This window comes from Streptomyces brasiliensis, from assembly GCF_014647875.1.
GTDB lineage: Bacteria > Actinomycetota > Actinomycetes > Streptomycetales > Streptomycetaceae > Streptomyces > Streptomyces brasiliensis.
This window is the reverse complement of record NZ_BMQA01000058.1, coordinates 1-16,319: the sequence shown is the minus strand read 5'-3', so window position 1 is coordinate 16,319 and position 16,319 is coordinate 1. Positions and strand designations below refer to the sequence as shown.

The following is a 16,319-nucleotide window of genomic DNA, read 5'->3' as shown; positions in this document are numbered from 1 at the left end:
ACCGCATGCTCGGACACCGAAGTCCTCGCGGGAACACGGCCACTCGCCCGGCCGGGTGTACGAGAAGCCCGCGGGCACGCCTAAGCCGCCTCGGGTCGTACGACGACGCTCCGCAGCTTGCGCAGGGCGTTGTGCTGGCGGCTCTTGACGGTGCCGGCCGGCACTCCGAGGATGCCGGCGGTTTCCTGAATGCTGCGGTCGCACAGATATATCTGGACCAGCACGGCACGGTGCTCGGGAGACAGTCTGCGCAGCAGGGGCCTGGTCACCAGGGCGTCATGCACCCGCTCGGTGCTGTCGGTACCCGACACGGGGTCGTTGTAGGTGACTCCGATGACTTCCCTTCGCGCATGGGGCTTGCGCACCCAGTCGATGACCAAGTGCCGGGTGACGGTGAAGAGCCAACCCCGGACCGACCCCTCCATCCCGAGCAGACGGTCGATGTTGCGCCAGGCCCGGATGAAGGTCTCCTGGACGATGTCCTCGGCAAGTCCGTGGTCACCCAGCAGCTTCTCGGCGTACGAGACAAGACCGTCCCGGTGTTCCCTCATGATGGTGCCGAGGAGATCGGACCGGGACATAGCCGTGGGGGGCGTAGCCATAGTGTTCTGAACCATCCTGGTTCTCTGAGGTGCGGCGAGCCGGAGGCCGGATGTAACCCCCGTATACGCACTGTAGGCAGCGACGGGTGCCAGAAAAATGCTGCATTTGTGTCGTCCGGGTGCCGCGCCCCGGTCCCACGAACACATGTGCCCGACAAGCAGTCGGACCGCCTCGAAAAACCCCTTCCCACCTGGGATTTTTTCGCCCGGTACACGAATTCCCCGTTTTTACAGAATCCAAACAAGCGCGAGATGTGAGTTGTATGTCACGTGTGACGAGCCGCCTTGACGAGCCATCGTAGAGGCTTTGCGCCAAAAAACACGTGTGATGTTCATGGGGTAATTGAGTGAAAGGTGGTGCGGACTCGAACGACCTGGAGCGACGTATGTGACAGTCTGTTCACAGCGCTCCGCGGTGCGGCTTCCCGCACAGGACCCCGTCGGCGCCCACAGCGCCCCTCGCGAGCGCGTGTTCCAGCGAGCCGGTGCACCGGTCGATTCCGATTCCGGGTACGGCCAGATCATGGACGGTGTGCTGGAGAGTCACCTGAAAGGTGGTGCGCGGCCGGACCCGTGCGAGTCACACATGACGAGCCCGCCACGGCGACATGCCGTGGCGGGCTCGTCACACGACAGGACCCTGCCGCCCGGTCACCTACCCGTGGGCGACGAGGAGCGGAACACCGCCGCCTGACCATGGATCCTCCCGTGGGTGTCGATCAGGTCCCACATGGTCACGTCCTCGATCCAGAAGGTCCGGCCGCCCTTGCCGACCCGTATCCCCTGGTATCCCGTGGCGTAGTGGTCGTCCGTCACGGCACGCACGAAGGCCTCCCGGTCCTCCTGGCCGTCCGGACGCGCCGACAGCCGGGACGGCAGACCGACGAACTCGTCCCAGGAGTAGCCGAAGCGATCCTGCGCCGTCCTGTTGGCGTAGACGAAGCGCGGATCGACGGACGTGTCATGCGCCAGCAGCCCGAACGGAGCCTGCTCGTACAGCCACCGCGCGGCGTCCCGCTCGGTCTCCCACGCCGCCGGACACAGCGGCTCGCCCGCCAGGCTCAGATGGCTGGAGAGCAGCAGAGCGGCGAAGGCGGGGTCCGTGGCCGCCATGTGCGGCGTCATCAGCGAGGCGCCGTCGTCATCGTCAAAGGACGTCATCAGTATTCACACGTTTCTTCGTGGCGCGAGTCGGTGGAGAGACCGGCAGTCACATGAATGACCACCGAGGACACGGTAGTCCCGCCGGGCCCCGCGCATCTCGGCCACGACCGTCACGCCCCACGGCCCGGTGCAACATTCGCCACCGTCACGGCACTTGACAGGGAGGTGTCTGCCGCAACATCCTATGGCAACGTTGTCAGATAGCGGGGGCCGCCCGCACCCGGCAACACACGCGCATCCGCCCACCCCCGGTGATTGGACTGATACGCGGCGGCAACTGGGGCTGGGACGAACTGCTGCGCCGCATGCCCGCCGACCGGATGGACGCGGCAGTGCGGATGCACAGGGCCATGAACTTCACGATGATCCGCAACTGGGTCGGCAGCAGCAACCGCGAGGAGTTCTACGCCGCCTGCGACGCGCACGGCATCCTGGTGTGGAACGACTTCCCCAACGCCTGGAGCATGGACCCGCCGGACCACGAGGCGTTCCTCTCCGTGGCCCGCGACACCGTGCTGCGCTACCGCATACACCCGAGCGTGGCGGTGTGGTGCGGTGCCAACGAGGGCAACCCGCCCGCCGCGGTCGACGAAGGCATGCGCGAGGCAGTGGAGAGCCAGGTGCCGGGAGTGCTGTACCAGAACAACTCCGCGGGCGGTGCCGTCAACGGCGGCGGCCCCTACGGCTGGGTCGAGCCGGAGAAGTACTTCGACCCCTCGACCTTCGGCAGCAAGGACTTCGGCTTCCACACCGAGATCGGCATGCCGGTCGTCTCCACCGCCGCCAGCACCCGCGCCATGATCGGCGACGACGGACCGGAGTGGCCGATCGGAGGCGCCTGGTACCACCACGACTGGAGCGAGCACGGCAACCAGGCATCGCAGAACTACAAGGCGGCCATCGAGACCCGCCTCGGCACGGCCCGCGACCTGGACGACTTCACGCGCAAGGCGCAGTTCGTCAACTACGAGAACTTCCGTGCCATGTTCGAGGCCTGGAACGCCAACCTGTGGGACAACGCCAGCGGGCTGATGCTGTGGATGTCCCACCCGGCCTGGCACAGCACCGTCTGGCAGACCTACGACTACGACTTCGACGTCAACGGCGCCTATTTCGGCTGCCGGAGCGCCTGCGAGCCCCTGCACGTCCAGGCCGACCCGGTGAAGTGGCAGGTCATCGCGGTCAACCACACCCGCAGGGCGCTGCAGGGCGCGAAGGTCACGGCGGAGACGTACGACCTGTCCGGCCGCCGGATCGCGAGCACCCGCGAGACCCACGTCGACGTGGCCCCCGCCGCCTCCGCGCCGGCGTTCACCGCGGCCCCCGCGGACGACCTCCCCGACCTGCACCTGCTGCGGCTGACCCTCACGGACGACGGGGGCCAGGTGCTGTCGCGCAACACCTACTGGCGCTGCCGCACACCCGAGGCGCTGCGGGCCCTCAACCAGGTCCAGCAGACCAGGCTGTCGGCGTCCCTCGCGCAGGCGGCGCGCGACGGAGACCGGCGTACGGCGACCGCCACGGTGCGCAACCGGGGGTCCATGGTCGCCGCGATGGTCCGGCTCTCCCTGCTCGGCGAGGACGGCGACCGCGTGCTGCCGACGCTCTACGACGACAACTACCTGTGGCTGCTGCCCGGTGAGACCCGCACGGTCACGCTGTCCTGGCCCGCGTCCGCCCTGCCCCCGGGCCGGCCGAAGCTGCGGGCCGATGGATACAACACCCCGCCGGTCACGGTGCGCGGCTGAGCGGTACCGCAAAGGCCGGGAGCCCGCCCCGCCGATACGGCGGGGCGGGCTCCCGCGCGTCCGTCAAACGCTGCGTTCGTAGCTGGCCCACGCGATGTGCGACTCGTGCAGCGTCACGACCACCTCGCGGATTCCCCGGGCCCCCTCCCCCAGCGCCCCCGCGTGGATCGCCTCGACCAGGCGGTCGGCGATCACCTTGGCCAGGTACTCCGTCGAGGTGTTGATCTGGTGGAACTGCTCCTCGTCGTCGAGGTTGCGGTAGTTGAACCCGCCGATCACCTTGCCGAGTTCTGTGGTGGCCAGGCCGATGTCGACGACGATGTTGTCGTCGTCCAGTTCCGGGCGCCGGAACGTCGCGTCCACGACGAACGTCGCCCCGTGCAGCCGCTGGGCGGGCCCGAAGACCTCGCCGCGGAAGCTGTGGGCGACCATCATGTGGTCACGTACGGTGATGCTGAACAAGAGTCCTCCAGGTGGGGGCGGTCCGGCGCCACGAACGTCTGCGGCGCGGCCCGACGTGGGGTCGCTCCCGCGGCCACGGACGCACCGCTCGTCAGTGTGCGCGGTCACCGGGACGGGGCCCACGGCTCGCACGGCAGCGCGCGGCGGGAGGACCGCCGCAGTGGCGAAGAGCTCGGCACGGAGCATACCCGGCGCACGTGTGACGGAGGCCGGCTCGGACGAATGCCGGGCCGATGCACGGCGCTTCTTCGGCATGTGAACCAAATGTGCGGTCGTCTCGTTTCCCTCATGTGTCGGAAGGCCCCGGCCCGGGTCGCCCTCCGGCAGGGCCTTCCTCTTCCCCTTCCGGTGCCGTGCAGCGAGGATGTCGGGTGGGGTGGGGCGGGCTCCGGAGGGGCGAGATCACGCGTGCCCGGATGCGAGCGGACACCGGAGGGTGTCCCGGAAAGACACGGCCCGCCCGAACGTTTCGAGGTCATGCCGCCTGCGGGTGGCTTCACCGGCAGAGGAGGACGATGGAGACGCCACCGGGCCGTCTGGAGCAGGTCCTTGCCGACTTCGCCGAACAGTACGGAGCTGTGACCAGGGCCCGGGAACAGATGAGGGCGCTGTCGGTGACGGCGCGTTCCAGAGACGGCGTCGTCGAGGTCACCGTGGACGCCGACGGCCGCGCGGCGGGAATCCGCTTCGTCGACAAGCGGTTCCGCGAGATGAAGGCCCCGCAGCTCGGCGAGAGTGTCCTGGAGGCTCTGACCACGGCCCGTGCCGAGGTCGCGGCCCGCGCCACCGCCGTGATGACGGCCGCGAACTTCCGGCTGCCGCCGTCCGTGGAACCCGTACCCTGTGACGATCCGGTCCCGCCCGGAGCGGTCCGGGAGGGCCCATCGGTGTGCCGGCGCCACCTGGTGCGGGAGGCTCGCACGGTGGCGTCCGGCCCCGTCGCCGTCCGCGACGCCGGCGTGCTGAAGACCGGCGGCACGGTGGGCGCGTGGGAGGCCGGAACGGGACTCCGGGACGCGACGAGGCCACGGCCACAGGGCCCGTTGTGGGGTCGTAGCCGTCCCGGTACGCGCTCCTCATCGCCGTACACTCCCCCGCCGGCGGAGCTGCGCGATGCCGTCATGGCTCTCAGAGACTCCCTGTGCGACGCCGCGAGCGACACCTGCGAGTGCGCAGGCGTGCCGGAACAGCCGGGGACGGGCGCGGCCTCGACCGCCGAGTCCGCCTGACGGAGATCCCTCCGGGGTCATCAGGTGTGTTCAGGACCGGACAAAGACACACACCCGTCCCCATCCCGACGGTCGGCACCTGCGCCAGCGGGATGACCCAGTGATACGACCGGGCCCGCGATGCGCGGTGTCACGACGGTGCCCGTCCGAGCGTCAGCCGCGTTCAGGTAGGTTTGTGATCCGGATCCCTGCCCTGCGGCCCCGGCGACCTCATCCGGAGTGCCTACAGCCAGTCGCTGTCCGCGCCGTGACGTCGGCGCGCGGCGCGGGGGACGAAGGATCCCTCACCCGGACCCAGCGGCAGGGCCCCTCCGGGGTCCGACCGCGACGAGAGGATCAGAACGACCATGCCGAGGCTTCTGCGTGAGGACGACATCGTCCGCGTCGAGAGCAACGTCCATTCGGTGTCCGGCAGCAACACCAACTGGGTGATCGTCAAGGACGGCGACAGCTGCACACTCATCGACACGGGCTACCCCGGCGACTGCGACGCCGTACTGGCCTCGCTGGAGGCGGTCGGGCTGAACGCACGCTCCGTGGCCGCCGTCCTGGTCACGCACGCGCACAACGACCACATCGGCGCCGCCGAACACCTGCGCGCCGAGTACGACGTGCCGGTCCTCATGCACCAGGAGGAGGTGCCGCACGCCCGCCGCGACTTCCTCCATCAGGTGTCCATCGGGCAGGTGCTCGCGCAGGCGTGGCGGCCCGGTGTGCTCCCGTGGGCCGTGCACGCCCTCCGCGCCGGAGGAACCACCCATGTTCCCGTCTGCGAGCCGGAGGCCTTCCCGACGCAGGGAGCTCTGGACCTGCCCGGCGCGCCGGTGCCCGTGCACACACCGGGCCACACCAAGGGCCACTGTGCCTACCACCTGCCCGAAAGCGGCATCCTGATCACCGGTGACGCCCTGGTGACCGCGCACCCCACGTCGCGGATCAGCGGACCTCAGCTGCTGCCCGACATGTTCCACACCGACCGTGCCCGGGCTCTCGACTCCCTGACCGTGATCGAGAACCTCGACGCGGACCTCCTCCTGCCCGGCCACGGCCCCGTGCACCACGGGTCGGCCAAGGAGGCCGCCCTGACGGCCCGCGAGCACGCCGCCGGGTGACGGCCTCGCAGGGAGGCGGGACGAGGTCACCCCTCGCCCTCCCCCGGACGGCGCAACATGGTTCCACCTGACCGAAGCCGAGTGCGTTTACTCAGGTCGGACCGACCACCGAGGCGGCCACGGACGCGTTCCACACACACAAGGTCCACAAAGGGTGGTCACGAACGGTTCGACGACACACTTACCGGGCAGTATGTTCGGGGGGCACGTCGGGCGGGTGACGTCGTCGAACCCTGGGGAGGCTGAAGAAATGCCACCACCTCCTACATGCCCAGGCACATCGGCGCTTATGGTGAAGAGCGACCATGCCAGACGCACCGTCCGGCACTGACACTTATCCGCACGGGACCCTCGGCGTGGGTACCATGCGCAACGTCATATCCATATCGAGGAAGTGAACGGTTGTGACCAGCCAATCAGCCGCCACGCTCCGATCGCGGTACGTAGAGCAGGCCGCGTCGGACCTGGAGGAGAACCGCCGTCGACAGCAGGATCTGGCGGAGAGGATCACGGTGCTGAAGCAGGAGGAGGCCCTCCTGGCGGACATCCTGAACCTCGCCGAGCGGTACGAGGGTTTCGCGGACGCGTCCCGTCTGCCCGAGCAGTTGCAGGACGAGCCCGTCGTCGCGAAGGCGAAGCGGACTCCGGCCGGAGCCACTTCACGGCGTTCCGCGTCGGCCAAGGCCGCTCCGGCGGACAGCACGGCCAAGGCCGGCGCGAAGGGGAAGTCGCGCCGACCTCTGCTCAGTGACCTCCTGGCGGACCTGCTTCGCACGTACGACGAGCCGCGTCTGGCGAAGGAGCTGCGGGACGAACTCCTGGAGAAGCACCCGGACCGCAACCCCACACCGCAGGTGGTGCGCAACACCCTGGAGTCCCTGGTCGCCAAGGGACGTATCCAGCGGCACAAGCAGCAGCGCTCCGTCATGTACACCCTGGTGAAGCCGGGTGCGGGCAGCTCCGACTGACACCTCCGCTCGTCCCGCGGGCGGTCCGCAGCCGGACACCGGTGTGTGTCGCGTGCGACACGGTCCCCCACGCGGGACGGGTGAGGCACCAGAGGGCAGTGCGTCAGAAGGTGCCCTTACAGGCCCTGCAGGACCCGCAGGTCCTACAGAACCGCATCCGCCAGCCGTGCCACCTCGTCGAGGTCGTCGACGGACGGGTTCAGGATGAGTTCGTCGACGCCGAGCTCCTCATACGCCTTGACCGTCGCCCGTACGGCATCGACTCCCCCGCACACCTCGTCGGCCCTCGCCCGGGCTCCGTCCGACCCGGCCGAGCCGTAGTAGTCGTAGACGCCGGCCCGGCCACGGTCCTCGTCGCCCAGTGCGAAGTATCCGAGAGCGACGAGGTACGGCGTGCCCTCGCGTCCGGCCGCCTTCCAGACCGTCCTTGCGTGATCGAAGGCCGGGCCGACGAGCGCGGGCGCCGCCGCCGGGCCGATGTATCCCCGGCCCGCCCTGGCGACCCGGTCGAACGACGCCTGCGCCATGCCGCCGAACAGCAGTGGCACCTCCCGGGTGCCGTCGGGCACGGCCGGGTTGTCGCAGCCGGGCGGGATCTCCCCGCGCCACACGCTGCGGTAGGTCTCGATGTCCCGGTCCAGCCGCTTGCCGGTCCCCCGAGGGCCGAGGCCCTCCACCACGAAGTCGTCGGGCCGGCCACCCAGTCCGAGGCCGAGGGTGAGTCGGCCGCCGGAGACCGCGTCGATGCCCGCGATCTCCTTGGCCAGCAGGACGGCGGGCCACACGGGCCCGAGCAGCAGCGTGCTGATCAGACCGACAGAACTCGTGGCACCGGCCGCCACCGCGAGGGCGACGGTGTCCATCACGCCGGGGTAGGCGATACGTCCGAGCGAAGCGATGGAGCTGAAACCGGCCTCCTCCGACGCCCTGGCCCAGGCAGGGATGACGTCGGGCCGGACATCGCGGATCTGGTTGGGGAGCCCAATACCGATCTTCACAAGCGCGCCTTTTCCTCTATGACGGGCCCGACGGGCACGAAGATCCCGCCCGGGCTTCCTTGGTCCCCCCTACCTCGACGGACGTGCAAGGGGAAAAGGTTCACCCGGGTTGTCACCACGACTGGGCAAGGCAGCGGTCGATGAGCTGACAGGCGTTGTCGTGCGAGGTGCGTATGGCGAGCCGACGCAGTTCCGCGACGGACCGCGGAGTCCCCGAGGCGCACCAGGGCGCCGCGAAGCTGGTCCGCTTCGACCATGCGGTGCACCGCATGGTCGGGGGCGAAGGCACAGCACGAGTCTCGGCGGACGGCGGCTACTTCGATCAATCCCATCTGCACCGGGACGTCGTGGCGTTCACTGGATCAACGCCGGCGACTATGCCCGCCATATGTTGTCGAACGCGGCGTTCTCGATCTCCAGCCGCAGCCGTACGGCCTCCAGCTGTGTGACGACGTCGCCGACGGCGGCCACCACCGTCGTGACCGCGTCCCCGGTGAGGTTCTCGCCGGCATCCGACGGGTCCTCCCCGATCCCCGCAGCGGCCGTCAGAGCGGCGAGGACGGGCTCGCCGGACAGCCGGCGTTCCTCGGCGCCGCGCCGCTCCTGCGAATCGGCCGGCACGGTGCGCGCGAACCGCAGCCGGAACCCGTGGCCCGGTGGGTGGGCGACGAGCCCGGCTCGCTCCAGGTCGTCGGCGTAAGCCGCGGCGAGTCCCCTCCCGTGGCGCCACAGCCAGTCCTCGACCGTCTCGTACGGCTCCCGCCGTACGAGCGAGGCAGCCGCCTGGTCCAGCAGGCGGTCGCCCGTCGCCACCAGCGGGCCGGGCACCATGTGGTCGCCGTCCAGGCTCAGCGCCCCGCTCTCCAGCAGATCGACCGCCTCGGCCCCCGCGAGCGCGAGGGACAGGTCGCCCTGCTCCACGGCCCGGTCGGGCGGCAGGCCCAGGGCGACGAGCGCGAGGTCCCGTGCGGTGCTCACGAGTCCCGCCTCGTCTCCAGCAGGCGCAGCCACACCTCGCTGATGGTGGGGAAGGCGGGTACGGCGTGCCAGAGGCGCTCGACGGACACCTCGGCGGTGATGGCGACGGTGGCCGAGTACAGCAGTTCTCCGACACCCGGTCCGACGAAGGTGGCGCCGACGACGACCTGACGGTCCCGGTCGATGAGGATCCTGGCCCTGCCCCGGTAGTCGGGGCGGTACTGGAGGGCGCCCGCGAGGTGGCCGATCTCGTAGTCGACGACCTCGACGGCGCGGCCGGTGCGCTCGGCCTCGCTGACGGTCAGGCCCACGGAGGCGACCTCGGGGTCGGTGAAGACGACGCCCGGTACGGCCTCGAGGTCGGCCGTGCTGCTGTGCGGGGCCCAGCGGCCGGTGTCCAGCTGATCCCCCTTGGCGCGGGCGGCGATCACGGCGCCGGCGACACGGGCCTGGTACTTGCCCTGGTGGGTGAATTGCGCCCGGCGGTTGACGTCGCCGACGGCATACAGCCAGTTCCCGGCGACGGCGGTGACGGTCAGGCTGTCGTCGGTGGCGAGCCAGTCGCCCGGGGTCAGCCCCACGGCGTCGAGCCCGATGTCCTCCGAGCGCGGTGCGCGGCCGGTGGCGAAGAGGATCTCGTCGGCGGTGATCTCTCCGCCGTCGGACAAGGTGACGCGGACCTCGCCGTCACCCACCCGCTCCGCTCCGACGACGGAGACGCCGAACCGTACGTCCGCACCGGCTTCCCGCAGACGCTCGGTGACGAGCTCGCCCGCGAAGGGTTCCAGCCGGGGCAGCAGCCCGTCCGCACGGGCGAGCAGGGTCACGCGGCTGCCCAGAGCCTGCCAGGCGGTGGCCATCTCGACGCCCACCACTCCGGCGCCGACGATCACCAGGCGCTCGGGCGCCTGTTGGGCGCTGGCGGCCTCCCGGCTCGTCCAGGGCCGCAGGTCCTCGATCCCGGGCAACGGGGGCAGGGCCGCACGGCTGCCGGTGCACACGGCGACGGCGTGCCGGGCCCGCAGCCTGACGGTGTCGCCGTCCGGGGTCTCCACCGCGACCTCGCGCTCCCCCGTCAGGCGTCCGTGCCCGCGCAGCAGCTCGATGCCGGCCGACTTCAGCCACTCGACCTGGCCGTCGTCCTTCCAGTCGGCGGACATGCGATTGCGGTGTGCCAGGACGGCCTCGACGTCCAGCGGGTTCTTGACGGCGGGGTCGAGACCCGGGACGTGCACGGCGTCGGCGCGGAGCAGGGCGGGGCGCAGCAGGGCTTTGCTGGGTTCGCAGGCCCAGTAGGAGCACTCGCCACCGACCAGTTCGCTCTCCAGGATGACGGTGCTCAGGCCCGCGGCGGTGGTGCGGTCGGCGACGTTCTCGCCGACCGGACCTGCGCCGATCACTACGACGTCGTACGTGCGGATGTTCTCGGTCGTCATGTGTTCTCCGGTGGGTGGACGCCGGTCGGATGGGTGTCGCGGTTCGTGGTGGGGTGGCGGTCCCGGCGCGGCGGGGGAGGACAGCCGCGCCAGGACCAGCTCTCAGCGGCCGGGGGCGCGCTCGGTGACCTCCTGCAGGAACCACTCGTTGCCGTCGAGGTCCTTGAAGGCGGCGAAGGTGCCGTAGCTGGCCCGCTCGGGGTGCAGGCCGGGCACCCGGTGGGAGTCACCGGCGTGGTGGAAGGCGCCGGTCTCGTCGCGGAACGGGCCGGAGACCTCGACACCGCGGCCGGTCAGTTCCTCCTTGGCCTTGACGATGTCGGTGACGGTCAGCTGGAGCCCGTGCAGTGTGCCCGGCTCCTGCCGGGTGAGGCCCTCTCCGAAGATGACCGAGCACTCGGAGCCGGGCGGGGTCACCTGCACGATCCGATAACCGTCGTTGATCGGGAAGTCGGCGTCGAGGCGCCAGCCGAGCTGCTCCACGTAGAAGCCCTTGGCACGGTCCACGTCGGAGACGGGCAGGATGACGACTTCGAGCTTCATGTCCATGGCTGTGATCTCGCTTTCGATGGTTCGGTTATGGGTTCTGGGTCAGTGGGCGGTGCCACCGTGGACGGACCCGCCGTGCGTGAGGCCCGCTGTGAGCCTCGAGACCACACCCCGTCACCGGCGCTCACGTACGACGGCGGGCGGCGGGCTCTCAGTGTTGGCCGCGATCGACATGTGCCGCATCAGTCACGTGACGGTGTTTCCCGGTCGGGCGTCGGCCGCGGGCCTTTAAGTAGACGGCTTTTGAGCACCAGGTGTGCCGCAGGCCAGGCTCGACGGCGTCGACCAATTCGTTACCGAATCCGCCAACACCTGTCGGCCTTCAGATACGTGTGAATATTTGGCAGTCTGTCTCCAACTAGGTTGCGCGCAAGGCGGTCATGGCCTTGACCAGACGTGGCCTTCAGCTGCGGACGCGCCCTGGGCAGAGACCATCGATCGCACACGGAAGGACAGATCTTGAGGAAACTCTTTCCCACCTCCCGCGCTGGACGCGTACTTACGGTGGGTGCCGCGCTGCTCTCCGCCGGGGCGGCCCTCGCCCCGGCGGGAACGGCTGCGGCGAGTACGGCCACGCAGAGCCGGCACAAGGTGGACTACGTCGCTCTCGGCGACTCCTACGCCTCCGCGCCGCTCGTGCCCACCCAGGTCGACGCGACCTGCCTGCGTTCCAGCCAGAACTATCCCTCGCTGGTGGCGCAGTCGCGGTCCGCGACGCTGACGGACGTCAGCTGCTCGGGTGCCACCACCGCCGACATGACGGGCCCGCAGTCCGACGGCGTGCCGGCGCAGCTCGATGCCCTCGACCGGGGCACCGACCTGGTCACCGTCACCATCGGCGGCAACGACATCGGCTTCTCGACCGTGCTGGGCACCTGCGCCCAGCTCACGGCCGGCAACCCCGCGGGCTCCCCGTGCCAGTCCCACTACGCGGGCACCGGCGCGGACCAGATCACGGACGCGGTCGCCCGGACCGCACCGAAGGTCGCGCAGGTGCTCCGCGGCATCCACCACCGCGCGCCGCACGCCCGCGTCGTGGTGGTCGGCTACCCCGACCTCTTCCCCGAGGACGGAGCGGGTTGCACCAGCAGCAAGGTGCCGCTGGCCGCGGGCGACTTCGCCTGGCTCCGCGACAAGGAGAAGGAGCTCAACGCGATGCTGGCCCGCCAGGCCCGGCACGGCGGGGCGGAGTACGTGAACACGTACGCGCCGACCGTCGGCCACGACCTCTGCAAGCCGACCGGCGAGCGGTGGATCGAGACCTTCGCCCCCGAGACGCCGGCTGCGCCGGTGCACCCCAACGCCACGGGCGAGAGTGCGATGGCCACCGCCGTCCAGGGTGTTCTCACGCGTCACGGCTGACACCGCTGACGTTCTCTTCGTAGCGAGGTGGCCCGCCCGGCACGCTCCAGTGCCGGACCGGTCACCTCGCCTGCGTCCGCGCAGGCTCATCGGCGCGCCCATCAGAAGAAGCTCGAAGCCATCGGGCCGTACCCCGACAGCGCCGCGCTCTCCGCCCAGTTCCACACCTGCGTGTCCGTCGGCCAGTCACGGTCCTCGGAGCTTGCCGTGCGTCGGGGCAGCTGCTCGCCGGAGACACGGGGACATCCGAACGACGCTGCCTGACGGTCCGTACGTGTGTGTGCGTCATGGAGGCCATGTCCTGCCCTCGCTCTTCGGTCGGCGGTGTGGGTACGGCTGAGGGGGTAGCGGGTCCCGTGCAGGGGGGCGTGGAGGGGAGCACGGGACCCGCGGTCGAGGGGACGGTGGATCAGGCGGCGGCGCTGGCGTTGATGGTGACCGGGACGTTGTCGCGCGTGGCCTTGGAGTACGGGCAGATCTGGTGGGCGGCGTGCGCGAGCTCCTCGGCGGTGGCCTGGTCGACACCGCCGAGAACCGGGTTGAGAACCGCGGAGAGGGAGAACTCGCCGTCGTCGCCGTGGGTGAGGGTGATCTCGGTGGTGATGGTGGTGCTGGTGAGCCGGATCTTGCGCAAGGCGGCGGCGCGACGGAGGGCACCGAGGAAGCAGGCGGCCCAACCGGCGGCAAAGAGCTGCTCGGGGTTGGTGGCTGTGCCCGCGCCGCCCAGCTCCTTGGGGAGGGCGAGGCTGGTCTCCAGCAGACCGTCGGAGGAGCGGACGTGACCGCCGTTGCGGCCTTCTCCGTTGACGTCCACAACGGCGGTGTAGCTGACTGCCATGACTGGTGCTCCCCATCTGGGTCAAAGGGTCTTCGGTCGCCTGCTGACCAGGACACTTTTCGTGTCACCGGTTGAGGCGGTGACACAATCATGGCAGCCATCTCCGTCACCCGTCAAGGTGGTGATTGATGACTTTCCGCTGCCCCCATGACGACGTGTCAGTGCCCCTCCGACCGGCGGCACACCCCGGGTCGGCAACATGGCCCGCGCGCCCGCGAGTTACGTGTCCCGTCGTGCTGGTGACATGTCCCAGCTGTGCCGTCGGTACCGAATGACACATGCCTCACGACGATCGGAGTCGGTCGCCCGAACGAACGGCACACAGCGCCTGCCGGCGCATCCGCAGCCAAGGTGGCAACCAGGACCTGGGGCGGAACGGCCGTCCGCCTGATCACCGGCGCGGCGTGACCCTGGCGATGGGCCCGGACGGCCGGCAAACGGCCTCGGCGCGACCGGACCCCTGCCGCGACGGCATGACTTGCCGGGCTGAGACTGGCCGGCGGCGATGAGCCGTTGGACGACGTCGCGGAGCTGGGCGGCGGTGACAGCGGTGGCATCGCCGGCCGACCGGAACCGGACCGCGTCCAGGGTCTGCGTCCAGGACGTGGCGCGCCCATCTCCAGCACCGCGACGAACGAGTTCGGCCGGCCGGGAGTGAACTGCGAGGGGTCACGTGCACCTTGATCGGAGCACATGACCAGACGAAGGCCGCCTCAGCGCCCGGCGAACGCCCAGGTGAACAGCCCTAGGAGTTGCTAGGCCGGCGCGGCCTGCGTACAGCTGTCGTGATGGGCCGGGGACGGGGTGAAGGCCACCTCCAAGCCAGCCAGTCCCCGGAAGTTGAGACTGCGCTGCCAGTGCGGCGAGGTGCCGTCGAGCCTCCAGTCGGGCAGCCGCGTGAGTAGTGCCTCCAGGACGACGACGCCCTCCAGCCGGGCCAGCGCTGCGCCGAGGCAGAAGTGTGGCCCGTACCCGAAGGCGACGTGCCGCCCACCAGGTCGCTGGAAGTCCAACACGTCAGGGTCGGGGAAGACCGCCGGATCCCGGTTGGCGGCACCGCACACAAGGAGCACCGCCTGCCCGGCGGTGATGGAGCGACCCGCCAGGTCCAGGTCATGCCGAGCCCGACGAAGCATCAGCTGCACCGGGCTGTCGTAGCGCAGGAGTTCCTCGACGGCGGCGGGGATCAGGTCTACCCGGCTGCGCAGCTGGTCGGCGGCCTGCGGGTGGCTCAGGAGGGCAAGCGCCGCGTTGCCTATGAAGTGGGTCGTGGTCTCATGACCGGCGATCAGGAGCAGGGCACAGTTGGCGAGGAGTTCATCGAAGTCCTGGTCGGGGTCCTCGGTCCCGGTGGCCAGCAGCGCGCGCAGGGTGTGGGGCGCGGGCGGCCCGCTCTCGCAGGTGAGGAGTTCCCGGAGATAGGCGAGCATCTGTTCCATGCTCCGCGAGGCGGCACGGCTGTCCTCGGCGTCGAGCCGGGAACTACCGATCGCTGCGGCGATCGGGTCGGACCAAGAGGACAGAGCGGGTCGGTCCACTTCCGGCACACCCAGGAGGTCACAGATGACAGCCAGAGGCAGTGGGCGAGCAAGGTCCGCGACGATGTCCAACCGGCCGGCCGGCGCCGCGCGGGTGATGATCTGATCGACTGCATCGGAAATCCGGTCGCGTAGCGCCACCACGGTCCGGGGCGTGAAGGCTCTGCTGAGCAGAGCGCGTAGCCGGGCATGGTCAGGGGCGTCGCTGTAGAGCATCTGCTGGCTCAGGACCCGGGCCAGCGGCCGTAGTTCCTCGGAGACCGCCTCGATGTCCGGATAGCGCACCGAGGAGAAGCGTGGATCACTTGCCGTACTGCTGACCACGGCATGACTGGTCGCTACCCAGGCGTCCAGGTGACGGTCCCAGTAAAGGTCGTCAGCGCTTCGAAGGTCCCGGTAGAAGTCGTAGAGATGGTCCTGGTTTTGGGGCCTCATGGCAGACAGCAGTGACGCAGGTGTTGCGTGAGTGGGCACCGCCGTACGGTAGCACCGCAAGAGCATCCCGCTGTCCGGATGAATGATTGTCTGAACAGCTCATGACGCTTGAGCGAGTCCGGCGCCGTCTCGACCTTTCGTCTGCACCGTGCAACGCAGTCGGAAGGTCAAAACTGACAGGAGCTGCCGAACGCGGGCGCCGTACCGCTGCTGCTCGAAGCTCAGAACCGGACTCCAACACCGCTGCCAGCCCCGACGCGATGTGCCGGGTTTCGGTTGACGGTCGACGGTTCGGCCTCAGTTGATACTTGCCACCCGTCAATGGTGTGGCGCCTACTCTTATTTCATGGCGGATGACCAGCCGACTCACACGGATGTTCCAGAAGAATCCGTCATCCCGAAGGCCGCATCGCCCAAACGCATCCGCCTGGTGACTGCCGGCATCGTAATGGGGCTGGCGGTGATCATGGTGGTTCCGGCAATGCTCGCAGCGCCGCTGGCAGACCCTGTTCCGATCTTCATGACGGCGGGTGCCATCGCAGGGTTCGGCTGCTTCACCCTGCCTCACCTCTGTTTGGCGCGAAATCCCTGGCACCGGCACGGCCCTGACTCGCAGTTCTTGACCGCACGAACCTGGACCGGCCATCGCACAATCGACCTGCACAGCCTACGGAGCGTGCGGACCTGGAAAGAGGCCTATCGAGGAGGTGCCACCACGTACATCATCATCACCGACGCTTCCGGTACCCGTTTGAGCTTCGCCAGCCCCCAGGCGGATCGCCTCATACGCTGGTACGCCATCCGGCGGCCGCAGGAGACACCCGAGAGCCACCCGACACAGGGACTTCCACCCGAAGAGTGGACACCGTTTCATCCTGTTATGCGGCGAGTGCGAGCCTA

The 16,319-nt window shown here is 69.5% G+C and carries 15 protein-coding genes and 2 pseudogenes; 7 read left to right on the top strand and 10 right to left on the bottom strand.

The window, feature by feature from the left end; translation table 11 throughout:
* Positions 1-80: 80 nt before the first annotated feature.
* The 3 genes from IEZ19_RS40560 to IEZ19_RS40550 form a co-directional block, all read right to left on the bottom strand.
* Entirely contained in the window at positions 81-581 is a 501-nt protein-coding gene (locus tag IEZ19_RS40560) for a sigma-70 family RNA polymerase sigma factor (protein ID WP_189316408.1), read from the bottom strand.
* A 421-nt stretch (positions 582-1,002) separates the two neighbouring features.
* Positions 1,003-1,149, bottom strand: a complete 147-nt coding sequence (locus IEZ19_RS40555) for a hypothetical protein (RefSeq protein WP_189316407.1) — start codon at positions 1,147-1,149, stop codon at positions 1,003-1,005.
* A 104-nt stretch (positions 1,150-1,253) separates the two neighbouring features.
* Complete coding sequence (locus tag IEZ19_RS40550) at positions 1,254-1,763, bottom strand: MEKHLA domain-containing protein (RefSeq protein WP_229841377.1); 510 nt, start codon at positions 1,761-1,763, stop codon at positions 1,254-1,256.
* Between the two features lie 263 nt (positions 1,764-2,026).
* On the opposite strand from IEZ19_RS40550, the pseudogene IEZ19_RS40545 reads away from it, so the two are divergent.
* Positions 2,027-3,514: pseudogene (locus IEZ19_RS40545) on the top strand (glycoside hydrolase family 2 protein); the annotation flags it as partial.
* A gap of 63 nt (positions 3,515-3,577) precedes the next feature.
* Here IEZ19_RS40545 and IEZ19_RS40540 read toward each other — a convergent pair.
* Complete coding sequence (locus tag IEZ19_RS40540; RefSeq protein ID WP_189316406.1) at positions 3,578-3,976, bottom strand: 6-pyruvoyl trahydropterin synthase family protein; 399 nt, start codon at positions 3,974-3,976, stop codon at positions 3,578-3,580.
* A gap of 515 nt (positions 3,977-4,491) precedes the next feature.
* On the opposite strand from IEZ19_RS40540, the gene IEZ19_RS40535 reads away from it, so the two are divergent.
* From IEZ19_RS40535 to IEZ19_RS40525, 3 genes are all read left to right on the top strand, one after another.
* Positions 4,492-5,205 carry a YbaB/EbfC family nucleoid-associated protein gene (locus IEZ19_RS40535; protein WP_189316405.1) on the top strand — a complete coding sequence of 238 codons (714 nt, stop codon included), beginning with the start codon at positions 4,492-4,494 and terminating at the stop codon, positions 5,203-5,205.
* Positions 5,206-5,552: 347 nt separating this feature from the next.
* Positions 5,553-6,317, top strand: a complete 765-nt coding sequence (locus IEZ19_RS40530; protein WP_189316404.1) for an MBL fold metallo-hydrolase — start codon at positions 5,553-5,555, stop codon at positions 6,315-6,317.
* Between the two features lie 404 nt (positions 6,318-6,721).
* Positions 6,722-7,285, top strand: coding sequence for a hypothetical protein (locus IEZ19_RS40525; protein WP_189316403.1), 564 nt, complete (start codon positions 6,722-6,724; stop codon positions 7,283-7,285).
* 143 nt (positions 7,286-7,428) lie between these two features.
* On the opposite strand, the gene IEZ19_RS40520 is transcribed toward IEZ19_RS40525, so the two are convergent.
* A complete protein-coding gene (locus tag IEZ19_RS40520; protein ID WP_189316402.1) occupies positions 7,429-8,283 on the bottom strand; it encodes an LLM class flavin-dependent oxidoreductase in 855 nt (284 codons plus the stop codon).
* 230 nt (positions 8,284-8,513) lie between these two features.
* On the opposite strand from IEZ19_RS40520, the pseudogene IEZ19_RS51640 reads away from it, so the two are divergent.
* Positions 8,514-8,732 (top strand): annotated as a pseudogene (locus tag IEZ19_RS51640) (helix-turn-helix domain-containing protein); the annotation flags it as partial.
* Here the strand turns inward: IEZ19_RS51640 and IEZ19_RS40515 are convergent.
* From IEZ19_RS40515 to IEZ19_RS40505, 3 genes are all read right to left on the bottom strand, one after another.
* Positions 8,659-9,261 (bottom strand): GOLPH3/VPS74 family protein, encoded by a 603-nt coding sequence (locus tag IEZ19_RS40515; protein ID WP_189316401.1) that lies wholly within the window; start codon positions 9,259-9,261, stop codon positions 8,659-8,661. The pseudogene IEZ19_RS51640 and the gene IEZ19_RS40515 sit on opposite strands and share 74 nt — an antisense overlap.
* Complete coding sequence (locus tag IEZ19_RS40510; RefSeq protein ID WP_189316400.1) at positions 9,258-10,697, bottom strand: dihydrolipoyl dehydrogenase family protein; 1,440 nt, start codon at positions 10,695-10,697, stop codon at positions 9,258-9,260. The genes IEZ19_RS40515 and IEZ19_RS40510 overlap by 4 nt, the downstream gene beginning before the upstream one ends.
* Before the next feature lie 102 nt (positions 10,698-10,799).
* On the bottom strand, positions 10,800-11,246 hold the full coding sequence (locus tag IEZ19_RS40505; protein WP_189316399.1) for a VOC family protein: 447 nt from the start codon (positions 11,244-11,246) through the stop codon (positions 10,800-10,802).
* Between the two features lie 456 nt (positions 11,247-11,702).
* On the opposite strand from IEZ19_RS40505, the gene IEZ19_RS40500 reads away from it, so the two are divergent.
* Entirely contained in the window at positions 11,703-12,608 is a 906-nt protein-coding gene (locus tag IEZ19_RS40500) for an SGNH/GDSL hydrolase family protein (protein ID WP_373297130.1), read from the top strand.
* A gap of 409 nt (positions 12,609-13,017) precedes the next feature.
* Here IEZ19_RS40500 and IEZ19_RS40495 read toward each other — a convergent pair whose 3' ends face one another.
* Complete coding sequence (locus IEZ19_RS40495; protein WP_189316398.1) at positions 13,018-13,446, bottom strand: Ohr family peroxiredoxin; 429 nt, start codon at positions 13,444-13,446, stop codon at positions 13,018-13,020.
* Positions 13,447-14,201: 755 nt separating this feature from the next.
* Entirely contained in the window at positions 14,202-15,419 is a 1,218-nt protein-coding gene (locus IEZ19_RS40490; RefSeq protein WP_229841376.1) for a cytochrome P450, read from the bottom strand.
* 346 nt (positions 15,420-15,765) lie between these two features.
* Between IEZ19_RS40490 and IEZ19_RS40485 the strand changes: the two genes are divergently transcribed.
* A partial coding sequence (locus IEZ19_RS40485; RefSeq protein ID WP_189316396.1) for a hypothetical protein occupies positions 15,766-16,319 on the top strand: 554 nt, incomplete at its 3' end.